Annotated in this window: 18 protein-coding genes; 3 read left to right on the forward strand and 15 right to left on the reverse strand. The window is 65.5% G+C overall.

All coding sequences use genetic code 11. The annotated features are described in order from the left end of the window. Nucleotides 1-89 precede the first annotated feature (89 nt). From G3N59_RS18045 to G3N59_RS18090, 10 genes are all read right to left on the reverse strand, one after another. Entirely contained in the window at nucleotides 90-1,268 is a 1,179-nt protein-coding gene (locus tag G3N59_RS18045) for an aldose 1-epimerase (protein ID WP_205984003.1), read from the reverse strand. A gap of 331 nt (nucleotides 1,269-1,599) precedes the next feature. Beyond that, nucleotides 1,600-2,508, reverse strand: coding sequence for an SMP-30/gluconolactonase/LRE family protein (locus G3N59_RS18050; protein WP_205984004.1), 909 nt, complete (start codon nucleotides 2,506-2,508; stop codon nucleotides 1,600-1,602). Further along, the gene (locus G3N59_RS18055) at nucleotides 2,505-3,305 is read right to left on the reverse strand and encodes an SDR family oxidoreductase (RefSeq protein WP_205984005.1); all 801 of its coding nucleotides are present in this window, start codon (nucleotides 3,303-3,305) and stop codon (nucleotides 2,505-2,507) included. Before G3N59_RS18055 ends, G3N59_RS18050 begins: the two co-directional genes overlap by 4 nt. A gap of 31 nt (nucleotides 3,306-3,336) precedes the next feature. After that, complete coding sequence (gene araH, locus G3N59_RS18060; RefSeq protein WP_205984006.1) at nucleotides 3,337-4,371, reverse strand: L-arabinose ABC transporter permease AraH; 1,035 nt, start codon at nucleotides 4,369-4,371, stop codon at nucleotides 3,337-3,339. A gap of 19 nt (nucleotides 4,372-4,390) precedes the next feature. Then, nucleotides 4,391-5,902 carry an L-arabinose ABC transporter ATP-binding protein AraG gene (gene araG / locus G3N59_RS18065; RefSeq protein WP_205984007.1) on the reverse strand — a complete coding sequence of 504 codons (1,512 nt, stop codon included), beginning with the start codon at nucleotides 5,900-5,902 and terminating at the stop codon, nucleotides 4,391-4,393. Nucleotides 5,903-6,004: 102 nt separating this feature from the next. Continuing rightward, nucleotides 6,005-7,006, reverse strand: coding sequence for an arabinose ABC transporter substrate-binding protein (locus tag G3N59_RS18070; RefSeq protein ID WP_205984008.1), 1,002 nt, complete (start codon nucleotides 7,004-7,006; stop codon nucleotides 6,005-6,007). A 167-nt stretch (nucleotides 7,007-7,173) separates the two neighbouring features. Beyond that, complete coding sequence (locus G3N59_RS18075; RefSeq protein WP_205984009.1) at nucleotides 7,174-7,950, reverse strand: SDR family oxidoreductase; 777 nt, start codon at nucleotides 7,948-7,950, stop codon at nucleotides 7,174-7,176. Next, nucleotides 7,947-8,657 carry a 2-dehydro-3-deoxy-6-phosphogalactonate aldolase gene (locus G3N59_RS18080; RefSeq protein ID WP_205984010.1) on the reverse strand — a complete coding sequence of 237 codons (711 nt, stop codon included), beginning with the start codon at nucleotides 8,655-8,657 and terminating at the stop codon, nucleotides 7,947-7,949. Before G3N59_RS18080 ends, G3N59_RS18075 begins: the two co-directional genes overlap by 4 nt. A 45-nt stretch (nucleotides 8,658-8,702) precedes the next feature. Further along, nucleotides 8,703-9,719: a 2-dehydro-3-deoxygalactonokinase gene (locus G3N59_RS18085; RefSeq protein WP_241023557.1), complete on the reverse strand. Its 1,017-nt coding sequence runs from the start codon at nucleotides 9,717-9,719 to the stop codon at nucleotides 8,703-8,705. Between the two features lie 23 nt (nucleotides 9,720-9,742). After that, nucleotides 9,743-10,744 carry an IclR family transcriptional regulator gene (locus G3N59_RS18090; RefSeq protein ID WP_205984012.1) on the reverse strand — a complete coding sequence of 334 codons (1,002 nt, stop codon included), beginning with the start codon at nucleotides 10,742-10,744 and terminating at the stop codon, nucleotides 9,743-9,745. A gap of 404 nt (nucleotides 10,745-11,148) precedes the next feature. Between G3N59_RS18090 and G3N59_RS18095 the strand changes: the two genes are divergently transcribed. Continuing rightward, entirely contained in the window at nucleotides 11,149-11,562 is a 414-nt protein-coding gene (locus G3N59_RS18095; RefSeq protein WP_346777900.1) for a type II toxin-antitoxin system RelE/ParE family toxin, read from the forward strand. Then, nucleotides 11,559-11,879 (forward strand): XRE family transcriptional regulator, encoded by a 321-nt coding sequence (locus G3N59_RS18100; RefSeq protein WP_205984014.1) that lies wholly within the window; start codon nucleotides 11,559-11,561, stop codon nucleotides 11,877-11,879. The genes G3N59_RS18095 and G3N59_RS18100 overlap by 4 nt, the downstream gene beginning before the upstream one ends. Before the next feature lie 66 nt (nucleotides 11,880-11,945). Here the strand turns inward: G3N59_RS18100 and G3N59_RS18105 are convergent, their stop codons facing one another. From G3N59_RS18105 to G3N59_RS18115, 3 genes are all read right to left on the reverse strand, one after another. Continuing rightward, nucleotides 11,946-12,335, reverse strand: a complete 390-nt coding sequence (locus G3N59_RS18105) for a RidA family protein (protein ID WP_027815644.1) — start codon at nucleotides 12,333-12,335, stop codon at nucleotides 11,946-11,948. Between the two features lie 72 nt (nucleotides 12,336-12,407). Then, nucleotides 12,408-13,889: a D-aminoacylase gene (locus tag G3N59_RS18110; protein ID WP_205984015.1), complete on the reverse strand. Its 1,482-nt coding sequence runs from the start codon at nucleotides 13,887-13,889 to the stop codon at nucleotides 12,408-12,410. Nucleotides 13,890-13,984: 95 nt separating this feature from the next. Continuing rightward, nucleotides 13,985-14,983 (reverse strand): MurR/RpiR family transcriptional regulator, encoded by a 999-nt coding sequence (locus G3N59_RS18115; protein WP_205984016.1) that lies wholly within the window; start codon nucleotides 14,981-14,983, stop codon nucleotides 13,985-13,987. 157 nt (nucleotides 14,984-15,140) lie between these two features. Between G3N59_RS18115 and G3N59_RS18120 the strand changes: the two genes are divergently transcribed. After that, the gene (locus tag G3N59_RS18120; RefSeq protein WP_205984017.1) at nucleotides 15,141-16,433 is read left to right on the forward strand and encodes an amino acid deaminase; all 1,293 of its coding nucleotides are present in this window, start codon (nucleotides 15,141-15,143) and stop codon (nucleotides 16,431-16,433) included. A 12-nt stretch (nucleotides 16,434-16,445) separates the two neighbouring features. Here the strand turns inward: G3N59_RS18120 and G3N59_RS18125 are convergent, their stop codons facing one another. Both G3N59_RS18125 and G3N59_RS18130 read right to left on the reverse strand, forming a co-directional pair. Beyond that, nucleotides 16,446-16,904 carry a MarR family winged helix-turn-helix transcriptional regulator gene (locus tag G3N59_RS18125; protein WP_205984018.1) on the reverse strand — a complete coding sequence of 153 codons (459 nt, stop codon included), beginning with the start codon at nucleotides 16,902-16,904 and terminating at the stop codon, nucleotides 16,446-16,448. Nucleotides 16,905-16,975: 71 nt separating this feature from the next. Then, nucleotides 16,976-18,571, reverse strand: coding sequence for an MDR family MFS transporter (locus G3N59_RS18130; RefSeq protein WP_205984019.1), 1,596 nt, complete (start codon nucleotides 18,569-18,571; stop codon nucleotides 16,976-16,978). Nucleotides 18,572-18,584 lie beyond the last annotated feature (13 nt).

Below are 18,584 nucleotides of genomic sequence, written 5' to 3' on the forward strand. Positions count from 1 at the left end.
GCGTTCGCCAGGAACGGCCACGCGCGGCTGCCAGAACGGTCGCCGCGCGTTGTGCCGAAGGTTTTTCGTCCGATGAATGCGAAGTGGCGTCAGGCGCGCGCACGGGCGCTCTTGCCGCCTCTCGCCCCGGCGCGCCCGCGTGCGCCCGCGCGATGCGGGCTGGCCGCCGCGCGCATGTCCATGCGCTCGACCGTGAAGCTGAACTTGCGCACGAGGCGCTCGCCGTGCGCGAGCACCGTCATGCCGTTGGCGTCGCCGCCGCCGCGCAGGTTCACCGCATTGATCGGATGATCGACCGGCTCGAAGCAGAAGAAGTCCTTGCCCGGCGGCGTGTAGAGCACGTAATAGTCGGTGTTCGCGCAGATCGACAGCGACAGGCGGCGGCGCTCCCACACCACGGCCGCCCGCCCGCTCCAGCCGCTGAAGGCGTGATTGACCATCTGTTCGGGCAGCGGATACGCCACACCGAACTGCCAGGCGGGCGGCGCGGGCACGTGGCGCACCGGCAGCCAATCGGCGCCCGAGAGCCACAGGCCGCTTGCGGGCGCGGAAAGCTCGGTGCTCGTGTCGCGCGCGAGGAACGGATGCACGCCCAGCCCGAACGGCAGCGCCTCGCGGCCGACGTTTTCCACTTCCAGCGTCATGCCGAGCGTCGCGCCTTCGAGCGTATAGGTGAGCACGGCGCGATACGCATACGGTTCGCCCTGGCTGCGGTCGAGCACGAGGCGCACGCTTTCGCGCGCGGCGCTCTCGACGCTCCAGTTGGCGAGCCAGCCGTCGCCGTGGATCGGCAAGGGTTCGCTGGCGCGGTTGCGCGGAATTTCCACGTCGCGCCCGCCAAACTGAAAACGACCATCGCCGATGCGGTTCGAATACGGCAACAGCGGATAACACGCGAGATCGTTCGGGTCCATGCGGGCGCTGACCTGCTCGCATCGGCGGAATACGGGTTCGAGCGCGCCTTCGCTGCGCCAGTCGAAACGGGTGATGCCGCCGCCCAGTTGCGGCGCGACGTCGAGGCGCAGGTAGGCATTCGTGAGCGTGACGCAGGCCACGTCGCCGGCGCCGGCCGCGCCGATCGCGACCGCCGATGTGCTCGGCCCCGGCATGACCGGGTGCGTGGCGGCTTCCAGCCGCGCGCGGCGGGCGGCTGCGGGCGAACCTGCTGCGGGCGAACCCGCGGCGGCGGTAGCGTCGCCGGCAAGCGGCGCGCTGGCAGATTTGCGGGATCGGGCGGTAGGACGCAAAGCGGAATTCGCGACGCTCATGAGCGGCTCCTCGAGAGGCATGATGGATCGCCGCCTTCGATAGCGGCGCATGGGCGGCCTGCCGGTCACTTCGCCACGATGTCCCGGCAGCGCCTTTCGTGCGCTGCGCCTGCCTGCATCGGGTGACGGCCGCTTCTTGTCTAAGCCCTGCTGCTACGCGTACTGCAACAACACTGCTAGCACCTTAGAGATGGCAGCGCTTTCACGCCAGATTGGTGCGCGATTACCGTGTGCTTGTGTTGCCTGGCTACAACGAAGGCGATGCGCCTTGCTGCAATGGCAGGCTCGCGTGCTCTCGTGTTCCGCAGCGTCGAACGCTGGTTCGGATAACTCAGCGTTTGCCCTGGAAACGCGGCTCGGGCAGTCCCGTGCGGCGCGTCTGCGCCACGAACACGCCGCCCGCGTGCGGTTCGCGCTCGAGCGCTTCGTTGCTGAGACCGTCGCGCGCGCTCGTCACATAAAGCGTCGAATGGTGCGGGCCGCCCAGCGTCACGCACGTGGGCTGCACCGTGGGCACGCGAATGCGGTCGGTTTCCACGCCATCCGGCCCGTAACGCACGACGCATTCGCCCGCCCATTGCGCGTTCCAGAGGCCGCCGTCGCTGTCGACGGTCGAGCCGTCCGGCTCGCCTTCGTGATCCGGCACGCGCACGAACAGACGATCGTTTGCAATCGTTCCATCCGCGCCGTAATCGCAGGCGCGAATCTCGCGCGTGAAGGAATCGGCGTAATACATGGTGCTGCCGTCGGGGCTGAAGCCGATGCTGTTGGCAATCGCCGCCACCGGCAACGGCAGTTTTTCCAGCGTGAGATCGTGATTGAGCCGATAAAAACCGCCGATATGCTCGAACGGCTTGCGCTCGTATTTCGTGCCGAACACGAAGCGGCCCTGGCGGTCGCAACGTCCGTCGTTCAGGCGCACCGGCAGATCCGGCTCGACATCGACGATGGGCGTGATCTCGCCCGTGCGCAGATCGAAGAACGCCAGCCGCGAAGCCAGGCCGATCAAGAGCACGTCCGGGTCTTCGCAGAGCGCGAAGCACGCGAGGCGCTCGGGCATCGGCCAGGTGCGATGCGACTGGTCGGCCGTGTCGTAACGCGCGAGGCTCGCGCCTTCGATATCGTTCCAGTAGAGCCGCGCGCTGCGCGAGCACCACGTCGCGCCTTCGCCCAGCGTGTTTTTCGCGTGAACGAGGAGTTCGGCGACTTCGTCCTGCGTTGCGTGCTGTCCTGCGCTCATGCCCAGCCTCCATCCACGACGATGTCCTGCGAGGTGATCATGCGGCTGTCGTCGGCGGCGAGGAACAGCGCCATGCGCGCGAGATCTTCGGGCAGCAGTTCGGCGTCGATGCACTGGCCGCGCTTGATGTTCTCGCGGCCTTCGTCGGTGAGCCACAGGCGGCGCTGCTTCTCGGTCAGCACCCAGCCCGGCACCAGCGAATTCACGCGAACCCCGTACTGGCCGAGATCTTTCGCGAGGCCGCGCGTGAGCCCCTGCACCGCCGATTTGCTCATCACATAGACCGGATAGTCGCTGTTCTTGAGCATCCAGCTAATCGAGCCGAGATTGATGATCGAGCCGCGTTTTGCGGCCTTCATGTCTTCGGCCACCGCCTGCGCCGCGAACAGCTGATGCCGCACGTTCACGGCGATGCCCGCATCGAACGACTCGGGCGTGACATCCGCGAGCGTGTGGCGCTTGTCGTTCGCGGCGTTGTTCACGAGCACTTCGATGGGGCCGAGCGCGGCTTTCACATCGGCGATGGCGGCGCGCAACGCGGCGATATCGGTGAGATCGACGCGGGCGAACAGCGGCTTGCGACGTGAATCACCGAGTTCATCGGCCAGCGCTTCGCCCGCCGTGGCATCGATATCGAAGAACGCCACGCGTGCGCCCTGCACGACGAAGTGCTCGACGAACGACGCGCCGATCCCGGTCGCGCCGCCCGTGATGAGAACGACGCGATCCGCAAGGCTGGGATAGCGCGCGAAGCGGTCGTGCGCGTGATGCGTGCTGGCGTTGGCCGGTGAAGACATATCAAGCTTCCTGGTGGGTTGAGTCGTGCGTTTAATCCCGCGCGCCGCGATTCTTCAACTGGTCGAGCAGCACCGCCGCGAGCAGGATCGCACCGCGCACGAGGTACTGATAGAACGCATCGATGTTGAGCAGATTCATCACGTTCTCGACCGTGCCCATGATCAGCACGCCGATCACCACGCCCGAGATCGTCGCGCGCCCGCCCAGCAGCGACACGCCGCCCAGCACGCACGCCGAAATCACGTTCAGCTCGAAACCTTCGGCCGCATTCGGCTGACCCGAGGTGATACGCGCCGCCAGAATCACGCCGGCCAGCGCCGTCACCGCGCCCTGAATCAGGAAGATCCACACGCGCGTGCGCTCGACCTTGATACCCGCGAGACGCGACGCCTCGGGATTGCCGCCGATCGCCAGCGTATTACGCCCATACACGGTCTGATTGAGCATCACGCCGAACACGATGAAGCAGAACAGCGTGACCCAGATCGGCAATTGCACGCCGAAGAAAGCCATCGTGCCCATCGCAATGAACGTATCCGACGACACGCCCACCGCCTGGCCGTGCGAGACGATAAAGCCCAGACCGCGCACGATTTCCATCGTCGCCAGCGTGGTGATCAGCGCGTTGATGCGCAGATACGCGATCACCGCGCCGTTCACGAAGCCGATCGCCGCGCCCGCCGCCACCGCCGCGATAATCGCGATAAAGGTATTGCCGGTGGCGTTGAGCACCATCGCGCAGAGCACGCCCGCGAATGCGACGGTCGAGCCCACCGAAAGGTCGAAGTCGCGCGAGGCCAGACAGAACATCATCGTGCAGGCCACCATGCCGATCTGCGAGATCGACAGCGCAAGGCCCAGCATGTTTTCGATCGAGAAGAAGTGATCGACGGTCAGCGACATCGTGATGAACATGACCGCGAAAATCACGATCAGGCTGTACTCGGTGATCTGCTGCCACCACTTCTGTTTGTCGCTGGTTTTAGGGATCAGCGCTTCGGCGGCGCTGTGCGCCACGCTCTTCGCTGCGTCGGCGGCTTCGGCCGCAAGGTTGTCTCGTTGCATTTCCATCACTCCTTCCCCGTCAAGCGGCGCGACGCTGCGCGCCTTGCGGCAGCGCGAGGTCCAGCACCGCATGTTCGCTCGCCGCGCTGCGCGGCAACTCGCCCGAAATACGGCCCTCGCGCATCACCACGATGCGGTCCGAGACACCGAGCACTTCCGGCAATTCCGATGACACCATCACGATCGCGCAGCCGCGCGCCGCCAGCTGGTAGATCACGTTGTAGATTTCATGCTTCGCGCCCACGTCGATCCCACGCGTGGGTTCGTCGAGAATCACGACCTTGAGATCGGGTTCCGCCAGCCAGCGCGACAGAATCGCCTTCTGCTGGTTGCCGCCCGACAAAAAGCGGATCTTCTGGCGGCGGCTCGGCGTCTTGATCTTCAGCAGCTTGATGAAGCGGTCGGCGGTTTCGGCTTCCTTCTTGCGGTCGAGGAACATGCCCGCGCGCAGGAAATGCCGGCGGCAACTGATGTTGATGTTCTCCGAAACCGTTGCCATCGCAACGATGCCCTGCTCCTTGCGATCTTCCGGGCACAGCACGATGCCGTGACGGATCGCATCGCTCGCGCTCTTCACGCGAATGCGCTTGCCGTCGAGTTCGATCTCGCCCGCGCGACGCTTGTGCGTGCCGTAGATCAGCTGCATCAGTTCGCTGCGGCCCGCGCCCACGAGACCGAAGAAGCCGACGATCTCGCCCGCCTTCACCGCGAAGCTCGCCGGTTGCGACAACGGATGACCTTCGATCCCGCTCACCGCAAGGCGCACGTTGCCGTGCTCGCGCGGCGTGTAGTTGTAGATATCGCTGATTTCGCGACCCACCATTTCCTGCACGAGCGTTTCGCGCTTCACCTCTTCGAGCTTCTCGTGCGAGGCGATCTTGCGGCCATCGCGGAAGATCGTGCAGGCATTGCAGAGCTCGTAGATCTCGTCCATGCGGTGCGAGATGTAGATGAGCGCGCGATTGTCGGCCTGCAGGCCGCGCACGAGCTTGAACAGCACTTCGGTCTCGCGATGCGAGAGCGAACTGGTCGGCTCGTCGAGCGCGATCACGCGCGCATTGCGCAGCAGCGCCTTGCAGATTTCCACCATCTGGCGCTGCGCGATGGAAAGCTTGCGCAGCTTCGCGGCGGGGTCGAGATCCACGCCCATCGCCGTGAGACGTTCGCGCACGAACTTGCGCGCCTCGCTGCGCCGGACCCAGCCGAGCGCATTGGGCAGCGCGCCCAGCAGCAGATTTTCCGCGACCGTGAGGTCGGGCACGTATTGCAGTTCCTGGTGAATCACGGCGATGCCGGAGCCGATCGACGCCGCCGCATCGGCGAACTTCACCTCGTTGCCGTCCATCAGGATGCGGCCGGAATCGGGCTGATATTCGCCGCCGAGAATCTTCAGCAGCGTCGATTTGCCCGCGCCGTTTTCGCCCATGAGGCCATGCACTTCGCCCGCGTTCACGTCGAACGACACGCCGTCGAGCGCGCGCACGCCGGGGAACACCTTGCCGATATTGTCAAAACGCAGTGTCGCTGACACTTCGGTTTCCTCTCATTCGATGCGCCGCGGGCGCGCTGCGCAAAACCCTCGGTCTTGCAAGCGCCCCGCAGCGGGAAACACCTAACAACCTTTATCCAGCGCTTACTTCGACGCGAGACCCATCTGTTGACGCACGCTTTCCACGTTGTCGCGCGTGGCCAGCATGCCCGTCGTCAGCGTGAGCTTCGGCGGTTCCTTGCCTTGCGTGATCCATGCGTACATCAGGTCCGAGGTTTCTTCGCCGTGACGCTTCGGGCTGATGATGACGGTGCCGTAGAAGCCCGTCGGCTGCGGCTTCTTGAACTCGTTCAACGCCGAGTCCGAACCGCCGATTCCGATGCCGATCATGTTGTCGGCCTTGAAGCCGCGGCCTTCCGCTGCACGCACGGCGCCGAGCACGCCTTCGTCGTTCAGCGCGTAGGCAACCCAGTGCTTGAACTGCGGGTTCTTCGTCAGCGCGATGTTGGCGGCGTTGAAGGCGTTTTCCGTGTCGGTCTTCGCCTGCGGCGCCATCACGATGTTCGCCTTCGGGAAACCGGCGGCGACCAGCGCGTCGGTTGCGCCGCTGGTGCGGTCATGCGCCGTCGGCAGCTGCTCGTAGGTCACGTCGATGGCACCGACGTCCTTCATGTCCCAGCCGCGCTTCTTGATTTCGGCGGCGATGCCGTCACCCACCTGCTTGCCGATGTTGTAGGCCGAAATGCCCATGTGCGGCACCGACTCGATCGGCTTGCCCGCGCCGTCGACGAGACGGTCGTCGACCGTCATCATCTTCAGGCCGTCGGCCTTGGCCTTGGCGACGATGCCCGGCCCGAGCTTGACGTCAGGCGTGCAGATGATGAAACCCTGCGCCTTTTGCGCGGCCAGGTTGTCGATCGCGCTCATCACCTTTTCACCCGACGGCGCACCGATCTTCACCAGCGTGAAGCCCTTTTCCTTCGCGGCGGTTTCGGCGAACTTCCATTCGTCCTGGAACCACGGTTCTTCGGGCTGCTTGACGAGAAAGCCGATCTTCACCGGATCGGCGGCTTGTGCGACGGGCGCATGGGCGAGCACGGCAGTCGTCGCGGCGGCGATCAGCGTGAGGAAAATCCTGCGTTGCATGGTGTCAGTCTCCTGTCTTCTTCAGTCACGGGAAGGGTGGCGGCCGCCTTTTTCTGCCTTCGCCCGCGCGCGGCCAGCGCTGCGGCGAAAGTGCTGCAATGTCTTGCTGCGTTTTGTGCCTTCGTGCTGCTTTTTGGGTACTGCGTTTTTACTGCTGTTTTACTGCGTTATTCGTGATGCAGCGCCGTGCGCCCGCCATCGATCGTGATGCAACTCGCGTTGATGAACGGCGCTTCGTCGGACGCGAGGAACACGGCCGTCATCGCCACTTCTTCGGGCTTGCCGATGCGCTTCATCGGCGGCAATTCGAGCGTCGCGCGGCGCGCCGCTTGCGGGTCCGGCTGCGCGTTCCACCAGTCGTGCGTCAGTTGCGTCTCGATGTAACCAGGCGCGATGGCGTTCACGCGCACGTTCTTCGGCGCGTATTCGATGCCGAGCGCGCGCGTGAGGCCGATCACGCCATGCTTCGCGACCGGATACGGAAAGCAGCCCGGAATGATCTGGAACGCGTGCGTCGAAGCGATGTTGATGATGCTGCCCGCGCGGCGCTCGACCATGCCCGGCAGCACGGCGCGGCAACCGTTCCACACCCCGTCCAGATCGACGGCGAAGCAGCGCCGCCAGTCGTCGTCGGTCATCGTGAGCGGATCGGCGAACACGTTGATGCCCGCGTTGTTGACGAGCACGTCGACCGGACCGAACGCCTGCTGCGCTTCGCTCACCGCCGCCTGCACCGACGCGGATTGCGTGACGTCCGTACGCACGGCCAGCGTTTTCGCGCCGGTCTGCCCAGCGATCTCGCGCGCGCTTGCCTGCGCGGTTTCGATATCGAGTTCGGCGAGCACGACCGCTGCACCCTCGGCGGCGAACGCGCGCGCAATCGCTGCGCCGATGCCGCGTCCCGCGCCGGTCACCACCGCGACCTTGCCCGTCAGGCGGTTCACGCCTTGACTCCCGCCGGCATGCCCGCGTGGATACCCTGCGCGCGCGCCGTCTCGTGCCAGCCCGCGATAAAGGCGAGCGCGTTGGCGCGCGTCGCGGCCACGTCCTGGCCCGGCTTGTAGAGCGCCGATCCCAGACCGAAGCCGCTCGCGCCCGCCGCCAGTTGCGGGCCCATGTTGTCGGGCTTCACGCCGCCCACGGGCAACAGCGGCACGATCGCCGGCACCACCGCGCGCCAGGCCTTCGTGACTTCGGGGCCAAGCTGCTCGGCGGGGAACATCTTCAGGCCGTCCGCGCCGCACTTGAGCGCGGCGAACGCTTCCGTCGGCGTCGCGACGCCCGGCACGCAGGCCATGCCTTGCAGCTTTGCGGCGAGGATCACGTCGGTATCCGCGTGCGGCATGACGATCAGTTCGCCGCCTGCGGCCTTCACATCGCGCACGCGCTCGGTCGAGAGCACAGTGCCCGCGCCGATCATCGCGTCGGGCGGCAGCGTCGCGCGCAGCGCCGCGATGCTTTCCAGCGGCGACGGCGAGTTGAGCGGCACTTCGATAATGCGAAAACCGGCCTCGTAGATCGCGCGGCCATGTTCGGCGGCCTCGGCGGGCTTGATGCCGCGTACGATCGCGATCATCCGGCACGCCGCAAACGCGGCCACGAAGCCCGCGTGAGGCGTGTACGGAGCAGGCAGATTCAGTTCGGGTTGCATGGACGTTTCCTGTGTGTGCTGCGTCGTTGCGTGTTCGATGCGAATTCAGGCAGCGGCACGGACAAGGCCCGCGCGCACCGCGATGCGCCAGAGACCGCGCTCGGTGGCGGCGTGGACGATCCGCGCGCCGGTGCAGCCGAACTGCGCCAGCGCAAGCCGATAGCGCTCGCACAAGGCATCGGCGCCAATCAGTTGCGGCGTGCAGGCCGCAAGCGCCACGTCGCGACGCGCCAGCACGGCTTCCAGCCCGGCGAGTTCATGGCCGATCACGAGACCCGAGAGATAGTCGGGTTGTTCGTCGGCGGCCAGTTGATCGGTGAGACCCAGCGTGCGCGTACTGAATGCGGTCGCGAGCAGCCCCGCGCTGCCGTGTTCGCGCGCCACCGTCACGCCGCGCAGGAACGCGGCCGTGTCGGGTGCAGCCGGAAGCTTCATCGTGCGGCCGAGAATCGTGTGCGCCTTGAGCGCCGCGTAGACCTCGCCGGTCATGAAGGTGTAGAAACGCGCGATGCGCGCGCCTTCCATCACGGCCCATTTGGCGTGCGTGCCGGGCAGGCCGATCAGCGCGGTCGGTGCTTCGGCTTGTGCTTCGCTTTGTGCCTGGGCTTGCGAAGATTCGCCGCTCAACGCGCCGAAGATCTGCGTTTCCTCGCCACGCATCACGTTCGGCAGCGCGCCCGGTTCGAGCACGCCCGGCACCACGGCAACCTGCGCGCCGCAGGCCGCACGCACCGTGACGATGCCGGCCACGAGCGCGTCTTCGCCAGCGGGCGTTTCCACGTACGGCGCCTGCACCCAGCCCTGCGCGCTGCCGACCATGCCGGCGGCCAGCACGGGCAGCGACGGACTGGCGGCGAGCCACACGCCGCACGCTTCGTCGAAGGCGGCGTCGAAACCGCCCTCTTCGGCCGGCACCGGCAGATTCATGATGCCCGCCGTCGAAACGCGCGTATCGAGCACCTTGCCCGCCGCATCGAAGAGATACGCGCGCAGCGAAGTCGTGCCCCAGTCGAGCGCGATCAGCGCCGGTGCAGCGTGTGCCGCGTTTTTGCCCTGTTCCATAGCGTGTTCAGTCGTGCGGCCGGTCATCGGCGAATCCTGCGCGTTGCGGGCTGCGGCGCGCGCCAGCCGAGTTCCTGCGAAATCGCGCGCGCTTCGCGCTGGATCACGGGAATCAGTTCGTCCATGCGTTCGAGCGGCATATAGGGAATCGTGCTCGCCACCGACAGCGCCGCGACGATCGCGCCCGACGCATCGCGCACCGGCGCCGCCACGCAGCGGATCGACACTTCGTTTTCCTCAAGATCGAAGGTGTAGCCGCCCGCGGAATAGGTGGCCATGCGCTTGAGGAAGGTATCGGGGTCGAGGCTGTGATCGGGGCGGAAACTCACGGCCGCCAGCGTGCGGCGCGACGCTTCGAACAGATCGCGCCAGGACTGCGGCGCGAGGTCGAGCATCATCGCCTTGCCAATGCCCGTCGACGCGAGCGGCATGCGGTGCCCCACGCGCGAGCGCATTTCCAGGCCGCGCTGGCCAGGAATCTTGTCGATGTAGAGCACGTCGTCGCCGTCGCGCACGCCGAGGTGAATCGTGTCGAGCGTGGCATCGGCGAGCGCTTCGAGGTGCGTGCGCGCGACCGCCGTGAGCGGCATCTGTTCGAGCGCGATGGTGCCGAGTTCGATCAGCTTCGGGCCGAGCAGATAGCCGCCCTGCACCTGACGCAGATAGCGCGCCTGCACGAGGCTCGAGACAAGCCGGTGCGTGGTGCTGCGCGTAGTGCCGAGCACGGCGCCGAACGAGCGCAGATCGCGCACGCCCGCCGCTGCGGCTTCGAGAATCGCGAGACCGCGCAGCAGCGTCTGCGTGCCGGCTTGCGCCGAGCCGTCGAGCAGCGTCCCCGGCAAACCGACGATTTCGTCGTGACCGGCGCGGGCTTTGGCTTGCGGCTGCGCGGGCGAAGGCACTTGTGCGGCCGAAGCGACATTCGAAGCAACGTTCGAAGCGACGTTCGGCGCAACCTTCGGCGCGGCGTTGGCGTCGATGCCGTTGAGGCTTTCGGCGAGATGGTGAGACATCGCTTTGTTCATGGCGAGGTCGATCTGGAAGGCGGGAGAAGAGCGCGCGGCGTCAGACGACGGCGTGCGGGCCATGGTTCGGGATGCAGCGGCGCGCATTGGCGCTGGACGGCGGACGGCGAACGGCCGCGCAGTGAGCGGGCTGGAACATGGCAAACGTCTCCGGTTTTGCCCGCTGGAGCGCATCGAAGGCGCGGCTGCGGGCTTTTCTTTAGGTTTGGCCGATCTCGACAGGCGTCGTTCTGGACTGCGATACACGTCGGATCGGATGCATCGGATTGTAGGGCGGTTTTTCTGCGATCTCCAATATGTGATTGGGTCGCTCATATATTGGGAAACTCACCCTTATCCGAATGGCTAACGTTGCAGCCCGCCTTGACGGAATCGAGGGCGCGATCAGCCACCCTTGCAGAGACTTGAGCCACGTCATCTCCGGCGCACGCCGGAATCGCTCAAATCGCTGGAGGGCATATAAGATTTTGTATAACCTCAAACTTGAAAAGCGCGTAAGGTTCTGCGGCAGCGCCCTTGCAGATCTCCAGGCGTTTCCCGTCAATGCCCGGAAAGAGGCGGGAAAGCAGCTTCGCCTCGTGCAGGCCGGGGAAGATCCCGACGACTGGAAACCCGTTACGCCGGTTGGAGCGGGCACGCGAGAAATCCGTATTCGCGAGGGCCGCAATGCTTTCCGCGTGCTCTACGTGGCGACGTTTCGGGAAGCAATCTACGTGCTGCACTGCTTCCGGAAGAAGACCGAGCAAATTCCTTTTGCCGATATGTCGCTCGCCGCGCGGCGCTATCGCGAAATCCGCAACCAGGAGCAACGATCGTGAAATTCGAAACCTTCGACAATGTCTGGGATGCGCTTGAAGACACACCCGGCGACGCCGCAAATATGGACCTGCGTTGCCAGTTGATGTTTGCACTCGAAGAGCACATCAAACGCCATCAGATGACGCAGGCGCAGGCGGCCAGCCTCTTCGGCGTCACGCAGCCACGCATCTCCGATCTGGTACGCGGCAAGATCCACCTCTTCAGCATCGACATGCTTGTGAATATGGCCGCCACGGCCGGCATGAAAATCGAATTGCTGATCCACGAAGGCAAGCCGCGCAACGCCGATGCCCATGAAAAAACGGCCACCCGCTAACGCCGGCAGCCGCTCCTTCACTTCTTGCACGTCAAGCGAAGCGCCCGCGCGCCCCACTCACCCGCCTCACTTCCCAGCCGGCGCCTTATAGGCAACGCAATCGACTTCCACCTTGCAGTCGATCACCATGCTCGACTGCACGCAGGCGCGCGCCGGCGGATGATCGCCGAAGTACTCGCGGAACACCTTGTTGAAGGACTGAAAATCGCGCGCATCGTCTAGCCACACGCCGCAACGCACGACATGCTCCGGGCCATAACCGGCTTCCTTGAGAATCGCGAACACGTTCTGGATCGTCTTGTGCGACTGCTCGACGATCCCGCCGTTGATCACTTCGCCGTTTTCCATCGGCGTCTGGCCCGAGACGAACAGCCAGCCATCGGCTTCCACTGCGCGCGCGAACGGCAGATGTTGTCCGCCCTGGCCCTTGCCGCCTTCTACTCCATATCGTTTCATCGTTTGCTCCTTTGAGTTCGTGTGGCGCGCCCGCGCAAGCGAATGCCAGCGCGCCAGAGGTCGAGTGAGTGCTTAAAATGCCGCCGCGTCGGCGCTCGCATCGCGCGGACCGCGCGCAACGAAATGCCCGGCGCGCTCGCCGGTCGGCTGGCCATCGCGATACGACAGCACGCCGTTCACCCACACAGCGTCGATGCCTTCGGCCACCTGCTGCGGCTTGTCGAAGGTGGCGGCGTCGCGCACCTTCGCGGGATCGAACAGCACGAGATCGGCGTGCCAGCCCACATGCACTTCGCCGCGCTGCTCAAGGCCAAAACGGCGCGCCGACAAACCGGTCATCTTGCGCACCGCTTCTTCGAGCGGCAGCAGCTTCGCATCGCGCGCGTAGTGGCCGAGCACGCGCGGAAACGCGCCCCACAGACGCGGATGCGGCAGCGGATCGTTCGGCAACCCGTCCGAGCCCACCATCGTCGCGGGATGCGAGAGGATGCGGCGCACGTCGTCTTCCGACATGTTGTGATAGACCGCGCCCGCCGGTTGCAGGCGCTTGCCCGCTTCCTGCTGCGACACGCCCCACTGCGCCGCGATGTCCTTGATGAGCTTGCCGGCCTGTTCGGGATGCGGCGTCGACCACGTAATCGTGATGTCGATATCGCCCGTCACCTGCTTGAGATCGAGCGTCGACGAACTGCGGCTATACGGATAGCAGTCGCAACCCACCGGCTGATACTTGCGCACGCGTTCGATCGATTCGAGCACTTCCGTGCTGCGCCCCCAGTTCGACGGCCCCGCGCATTTCAGATGCGAAATCACCACCGGCACACGCGCATGCTTGCCGATGTGATACGCCTCGTCCATCGCGTCGAGAATCGCGTCGAATTCGGTGCGCATGTGCGTCGTGTAGAGCGCGCCCGCGAGCGCGAGCGGCTCCGCCAGCGTGGCGACTTCTTCGGTCGACGCCTCGTAGGCCGAGCCGTACGCGAGGCCCGTCGACAGGCCAAGCGCGCCGTGCACCAGCGCCTCTTCGAGTTGCGCGCGCATCGCCTCGATCTCGGCGCTGTTCGCCGCGCGCTTGAGATCGTCGAGATGGTTGTTGCGCAGCGCCGTATGGCCGATCAGCGCGCCCACGTTCACGGCCGGTTTTGCCGCATTCACGGCATCCACGTAATGCTTGAAGGTCGGATACTGGAACGCGTCGCGCGCGCCGAGCAGGTTCATCGGATCGGGCGGCTCGCCCTTGAGCGAGACCGGCGACGCGCTGATGCCGCAATTGCCGACGATCACCGTCGTCACGCCCTGGCTGATCTTGGGCAGCATCTGCGGCGCCTGGATCACGTGGGTGTCGTCGTGCGTATGCACGTCGATGAAACCGGGCGCGAGCGCGCGGCCTTCGGCTTCGATCACCTCTTCGGCGAGCCAGTTCGACAGATTGCCGATGGCGACGATGCGCCCGTCGCGCAACGCCACGTCGCGTTCGACCGGCGGCGCGCCCGTACCGTCATAAAGCATGGCGCCGACGATCAGGGTGTCGGCGGCTTCGGGATGCGAATGCATGTCAGGGTCTCCTGTCGATCCCAAACGTCAGAAAGAAGTGATCGATCGTCGATCGTATCCGGATGGCGGCGCGGCTGCGCTTTCGCAGTGTGCGCTCAATCGCCCAGCGGCTGCCGCTCGCCGCCACGTCCGGCCGTGCCGCGATGCGCATCGAGCGCATGTTTCATGCGGCGCAGCAATTCGCGGCTTTGCTCGGGCTGCGCGAGCGCGAGTTCCGTGACGAGCACGTCGAGCGCCATCATCATCGCGTAACGCGACGACGACGGCTTGTAGATGAAATCGGTTTCGCTGGCGACGATCGGCACCAGCCAGTCGGCGATCGCCGCCAGCGGCGAAGCGGGCGCGGTCAGCGCCACCAGTTTCGCGCCGTAGTCGCGCGCGATGCGGCACGCGTCGAGCAGTTCGGGCACGCGCCCGGTGACCGACAACGCGACCACCACGCAATCGGGCGACAACGTGCTCGCCACCATGCGCTGCAACAGGCTGTCCTGGTACGACGCGACCGGCCGGCCCAAGCGCACGAGGCGAAAGCGCATTTCGTCGGCAAGCGCGCTGGAACCACCGCCCATGCCGAACACGTAAATCATGCGCGCATTGGCCAGCGCCGCGGCGGCATCGGCGAACGGCGCCTGGCGCAGCAGTTCGTGGTTGCGCGCCAGCGCGCCGTGGATTTCCTCGTAGACGCGCGAGGCAAGCGATTCGTCGACTGCGGTGGCGTTTGCAACCGCCGCTGCGGCGGCTTGAGCCGCACGCTTCTTGCGCTTGCCTTTGCCCGCCTCGCCTTTAGCCACCTGAGGTTCGGGCGCGGCGCGCAGGAAACGCTCGCCCACCGCGGCCGCCTGGGCAAGCCGTAGCTTCAACTCGCGCACATCGTGGCACCCTACGGTTTTGGCGAAGCGCGTAACCGACGCCACGCTCACGCCCGCGCGCTGCGCCAGCTCGCCGATGCTGGCGCGCGCGGCGGCGGCGAGATCGTCGAGGATCAGCGCGGCGACATCGCGCTCGGCCGGACGCAGATCCGGCACGCATTGCGCGATGTGCGCGACGATGTCGAAGCGGCCGGTGAATTGAGCGGGCTCGGCGGCGGAATTCATATGATGCGCGGTAGATTCAAATCGAGCTGCGGAAACGGCTCTGTTAGTAAATAACATTTCACGCAGCGATGGTACTTTGTGTACTATCAGCGAGTCAACGCCTCAAGCTGTCGATACTGTCATATCAGGCGTTATAGAGATTATGGAGCGAGATTACATGAAAGTTACAAACTATCAGAGTGCGACGATCGACCCGAACAGCAAGGGCCTCGGCAACGTGCCCGGCGCGAGCGTGCCGCTGGGCGACGCGGGGCGCCTCGAATGGAATCTGCTCGCTGAAGACGTCAGCCTGCCGGCCGCCGTTCTCTATGCGGATCGCGTCGAGCACAACCTCAAGTGGATGCAGGAATTCGTCACGCGCTACGGCGTGAAGCTCGCGCCGCACGGCAAGACCACGATGGCGCCGCAGCTGTTCCGCCGCCAGATCGAAACCGGCGCGTGGGGCATCACGCTCGCCACCGCGCATCAGACGCGGGCGGCGTATCGCGGCGGCATCTCGCGCGTGCTGATGGCGAACCAGCTCGTGGGGCGCCGCAACATGGCGATCATCGCCGAACTGCTCAGCGATGCCGATTTCGAATTCTTCTGTCTGGTCGATTCGGTGGAAGGTGTCGAGCAGCTCGGCGAATTCTTCCGCGCCGCGAACCGCAAGCTCGAAGTGTTGCTGGAACTGGGCGTGCCGCGCGGACGCACCGGCGTGCGTGACGCCGAAACGCGCCGCGCCGTGCTGGAAGCGATCGAGCGTTACCCGGATTCGCTCAAGCTTGCGGGCGTGGAGATTTACGAAGGCGTGCTCAAGGAAGAAAGCGAAGTGCGCACCTTCCTGCGCGACGCCCTCAACGTGACCGAAGAACTGGCCGCCGCGGGCCGCTTTTCGCGTTCGCCGGCGCTGCTGTCGGGCGCGGGATCGGCGTGGTACGACATCGTCGCCGAAGAATTCGCGCAGGCGTCCAAGGCGGGCAAGATCGACGTGGTGCTGCGTCCCGGCTGCTATCTGACGCATGACGTGGGCGTCTACAAGCAGGCGCAATCGGACATCCTCACGCGCAATCCGGTCGCGCGCGAAATGGGCGTGGCGCTGCTGCCCGCGCTGCAGCTATGGGCGTATGTGCAGTCGATTCCCGAGCCGGGCCGCGCGATCATCGGCTTCGGCAAGCGCGATGCGGCCTTCGATGCGGGCTTTCCGGAAGCGTCGCGCCACTATCGGCCGGCGCGCGATGGCGAAGTGCATGGCAAGCCGCGCGAGATCGACGCCAAGGAAGGCTGGCAGGTGTTCCAGATGATGGATCAGCACGCCTATCTGCAGATTCCGGCCGGCGCGGATATCAAGGTCGGCGACATGATCGGCTTCGATATCTCGCACCCCTGCCTCACCTTCGACAAGTGGCGTCAGTTGCTGGTGCTGGACGACGCGTATCGCGTGACGGAAGTGATCGAAACGTTTTTCTGAGAGCCTGGCGCGTCAGGTCGTACCGGCGGCGTTTTCCGCCGCCAGCGCGGCCGCCACGCCAATGCGCTCTTCCATCATGCGCAGCGCGCCCGACAGCGCCGTGAGCGCGTCGTCGGGCAAGGACATCGTCTGTTCGAGGAAGTCGTTGCGAAGCGGCAGGCTCGCTTCGACCACTTCGCGGCCGGCGGCCGTCAGCTTGACGTTGGTGATGCGGTTATCGCGTTCGTCGGCGCTGCGCTCGATCCAGCCGAGCGCTTCGAGCGGCTTCAACTGGCGCGTCAATGCGCCCGGGTCCACGCGCAGGCGCTCGACCAGGCGCTTCTGCGACGACGCGCCGTCCTGATCGTGCAACGCGAGCAGGATGCGCCAGCGCGGCATCGGATGACCCACCTGCGCCTCGAACGCCGACATGAACGCACGATAAGTGCGTCCGAATTGCTGAACGATGGCGATGCGGTCGTGTGCTTCCATGCTGTGTCTTCCTGCTGTTTTTCCTGAGTAGCGCTGTCGGGCGGTAGCGGGCGGGTTTCAGTCCAACACGCTCAATCGGCGTGAATCACCGGCTCGACCTTGCGGCGCAGCGTGATGAGCGGCACGCGCCGCGTCTGCCAGACCGACACCAGCGCGATCACCGCCGCCAGCGCAATACCCAGATGGATCGCACCGACCAGCGCCTCGCGCGCGGCTTCGAGCAACGGCGCGCCATTGTGCCCGGCCTTCGCCAGTTCGCCAACGAGCGCGTTCTGCGCGTTCCGGTTGATCAGGATCTGCGGATCGGCGAGTTGCGAAAACCATTGCAGCGCGCCATCGGCGTCGAGCGCCTTGTGCACGCCGCTCGAATACAGCTGCGTGACGAGCGTGCCGGTCAGCGCCGTGCCGATCATCCCGCCGATCATGCGCAGCGACTGCAGCAGCGCCGTGGCGATGCCCAGATGCTCGCGGCCCGCCGTCTGCTGCGCGAATACGGTGAGGTTCGGCATCACGAAACCCAGCCCCAGGCCGCCGATAATCATCAGCGTCATCAGCAAGGCGCGCGGCGTGGTGTGCGACGCCAGCGCGACCGCGAAACACGACAGCGCCAGCATGGCGAAGCCGATGTAAAGCATCAAATTGGGATTGCGGATACGCGAAACGATGCGCCCGTTCGCGATACTGCCGATCGTGATGAACACCACCAGCGGCGTGATGACCACGCCCGCCTCGTTCGGCGACATGCCGAAACCGCCCTGGAACAGCAGCGGCGCGTAGAACAGCAGCGAGAACATCGTGAAACCGCCCAGCACGGCCAGCGTAAAGAGCGCGTTGAGACTGGCGTTGCGGAACATATCGACGGGCAGAATCGCCTGCGGACAGCGCCGCTCCCACTGCCAGAGCGCCCAGCCCGACGCCGCCGCAATCGCGAGCAGGCCGAGCGCCGAAAACGTCACGCCGTGCTCCGGCAAACGCTCGACGAAAAGCTGCAGGCTGCCGAGCGTCACGGCGATCAGCAGCGCGCCCGGCCAGTCCAGACGCATGCGCTCCTTGTGCACGACATGGCGCAGATGCGGCAGATAACGCCAGACGAAAAACAGCGAAAGCAGCCCGACCGGCAGGTTCACGTAGAACACCGAGCGCCAGCCGTAGTACTGCGTGAGAAAGCCGCCCAGCGACGGCCCCACTGCATTGGCGATGCCGAACGCCGAACTCATCAGCACCTGCCAGCGCAGGCGCACGACCGAATCGGGGAAAAGGTCGGGAATGCAGGCGAACGCGGTGCCCACCAGCATGCCGCCGCCGATGCCTTGCAGCCCGCGCGCGATCACGAGGAAGCCCATGCTGTTGGCCGCGCCGCACAGCACCGAAGCGCCCGTGAACACGACGATCGAGGCAATCACGAAGGGTTTGCGGCCGTAGTAATCGCCGAGTCGCCCGAAAATGGGGACGGTGATCACCGAGGTCAGCAGATAGGACGTGGCGACCCACGCGTAAAGCTCGAAGCCGCGCAGTTCGGCGACGATGGTCGGCAGCGCGGTGCCCACGACAGTCTGGTCGAGCGCGACCAGCATGGTCACGAACGACACGCCGAGCATCGCCAGTAGCGACTCCCGGAACGGCAGCACCTGGCCGCTAGAGTGATGGGCGGCGGTATGAACGGCCATTTTTTGATCCTGC

It is taken from the genome of Paraburkholderia sp. Ac-20340 (genome assembly GCF_017104965.1).
Taxonomy (GTDB): Bacteria; Pseudomonadota; Gammaproteobacteria; order Burkholderiales; family Burkholderiaceae; genus Paraburkholderia.

Coding starts and splice junctions, on each gene's coding strand:
- G3N59_RS18125 (WP_205984018.1), bottom strand. CDS start 16,904: ATGGAAGCACACGACCGCATCGCCATCGTTCAGCAATTCGGACGCACT.
- G3N59_RS18130 (WP_205984019.1), bottom strand. CDS start 18,571: ATGGCCGTTCATACCGCCGCCCATCACTCTAGCGGCCAGGTGCTGCCG.
- G3N59_RS18045 (WP_205984003.1), bottom strand. CDS start 1,268: ATGAGCGTCGCGAATTCCGCTTTGCGTCCTACCGCCCGATCCCGCAAA.
- G3N59_RS18070 (WP_205984008.1), bottom strand. CDS start 7,006: ATGCAACGCAGGATTTTCCTCACGCTGATCGCCGCCGCGACGACTGCC.
- G3N59_RS18055 (WP_205984005.1), bottom strand. CDS start 3,305: ATGTCTTCACCGGCCAACGCCAGCACGCATCACGCGCACGACCGCTTC.
- G3N59_RS18120 (WP_205984017.1), top strand. CDS start 15,141: ATGAAAGTTACAAACTATCAGAGTGCGACGATCGACCCGAACAGCAAG.
- G3N59_RS18105 (WP_027815644.1), bottom strand. CDS start 12,335: ATGAAACGATATGGAGTAGAAGGCGGCAAGGGCCAGGGCGGACAACAT.
- araH (WP_205984006.1), bottom strand. CDS start 4,371: ATGCAACGAGACAACCTTGCGGCCGAAGCCGCCGACGCAGCGAAGAGC.
- G3N59_RS18090 (WP_205984012.1), bottom strand. CDS start 10,744: ATGAACAAAGCGATGTCTCACCATCTCGCCGAAAGCCTCAACGGCATC.
- G3N59_RS18080 (WP_205984010.1), bottom strand. CDS start 8,657: ATGCAACCCGAACTGAATCTGCCTGCTCCGTACACGCCTCACGCGGGC.
- G3N59_RS18110 (WP_205984015.1), bottom strand. CDS start 13,889: ATGCATTCGCATCCCGAAGCCGCCGACACCCTGATCGTCGGCGCCATG.
- G3N59_RS18085 (WP_241023557.1), bottom strand. CDS start 9,719: ATGGAACAGGGCAAAAACGCGGCACACGCTGCACCGGCGCTGATCGCG.
- G3N59_RS18115 (WP_205984016.1), bottom strand. CDS start 14,983: ATGAATTCCGCCGCCGAGCCCGCTCAATTCACCGGCCGCTTCGACATC.
- G3N59_RS18050 (WP_205984004.1), bottom strand. CDS start 2,508: ATGAGCGCAGGACAGCACGCAACGCAGGACGAAGTCGCCGAACTCCTC.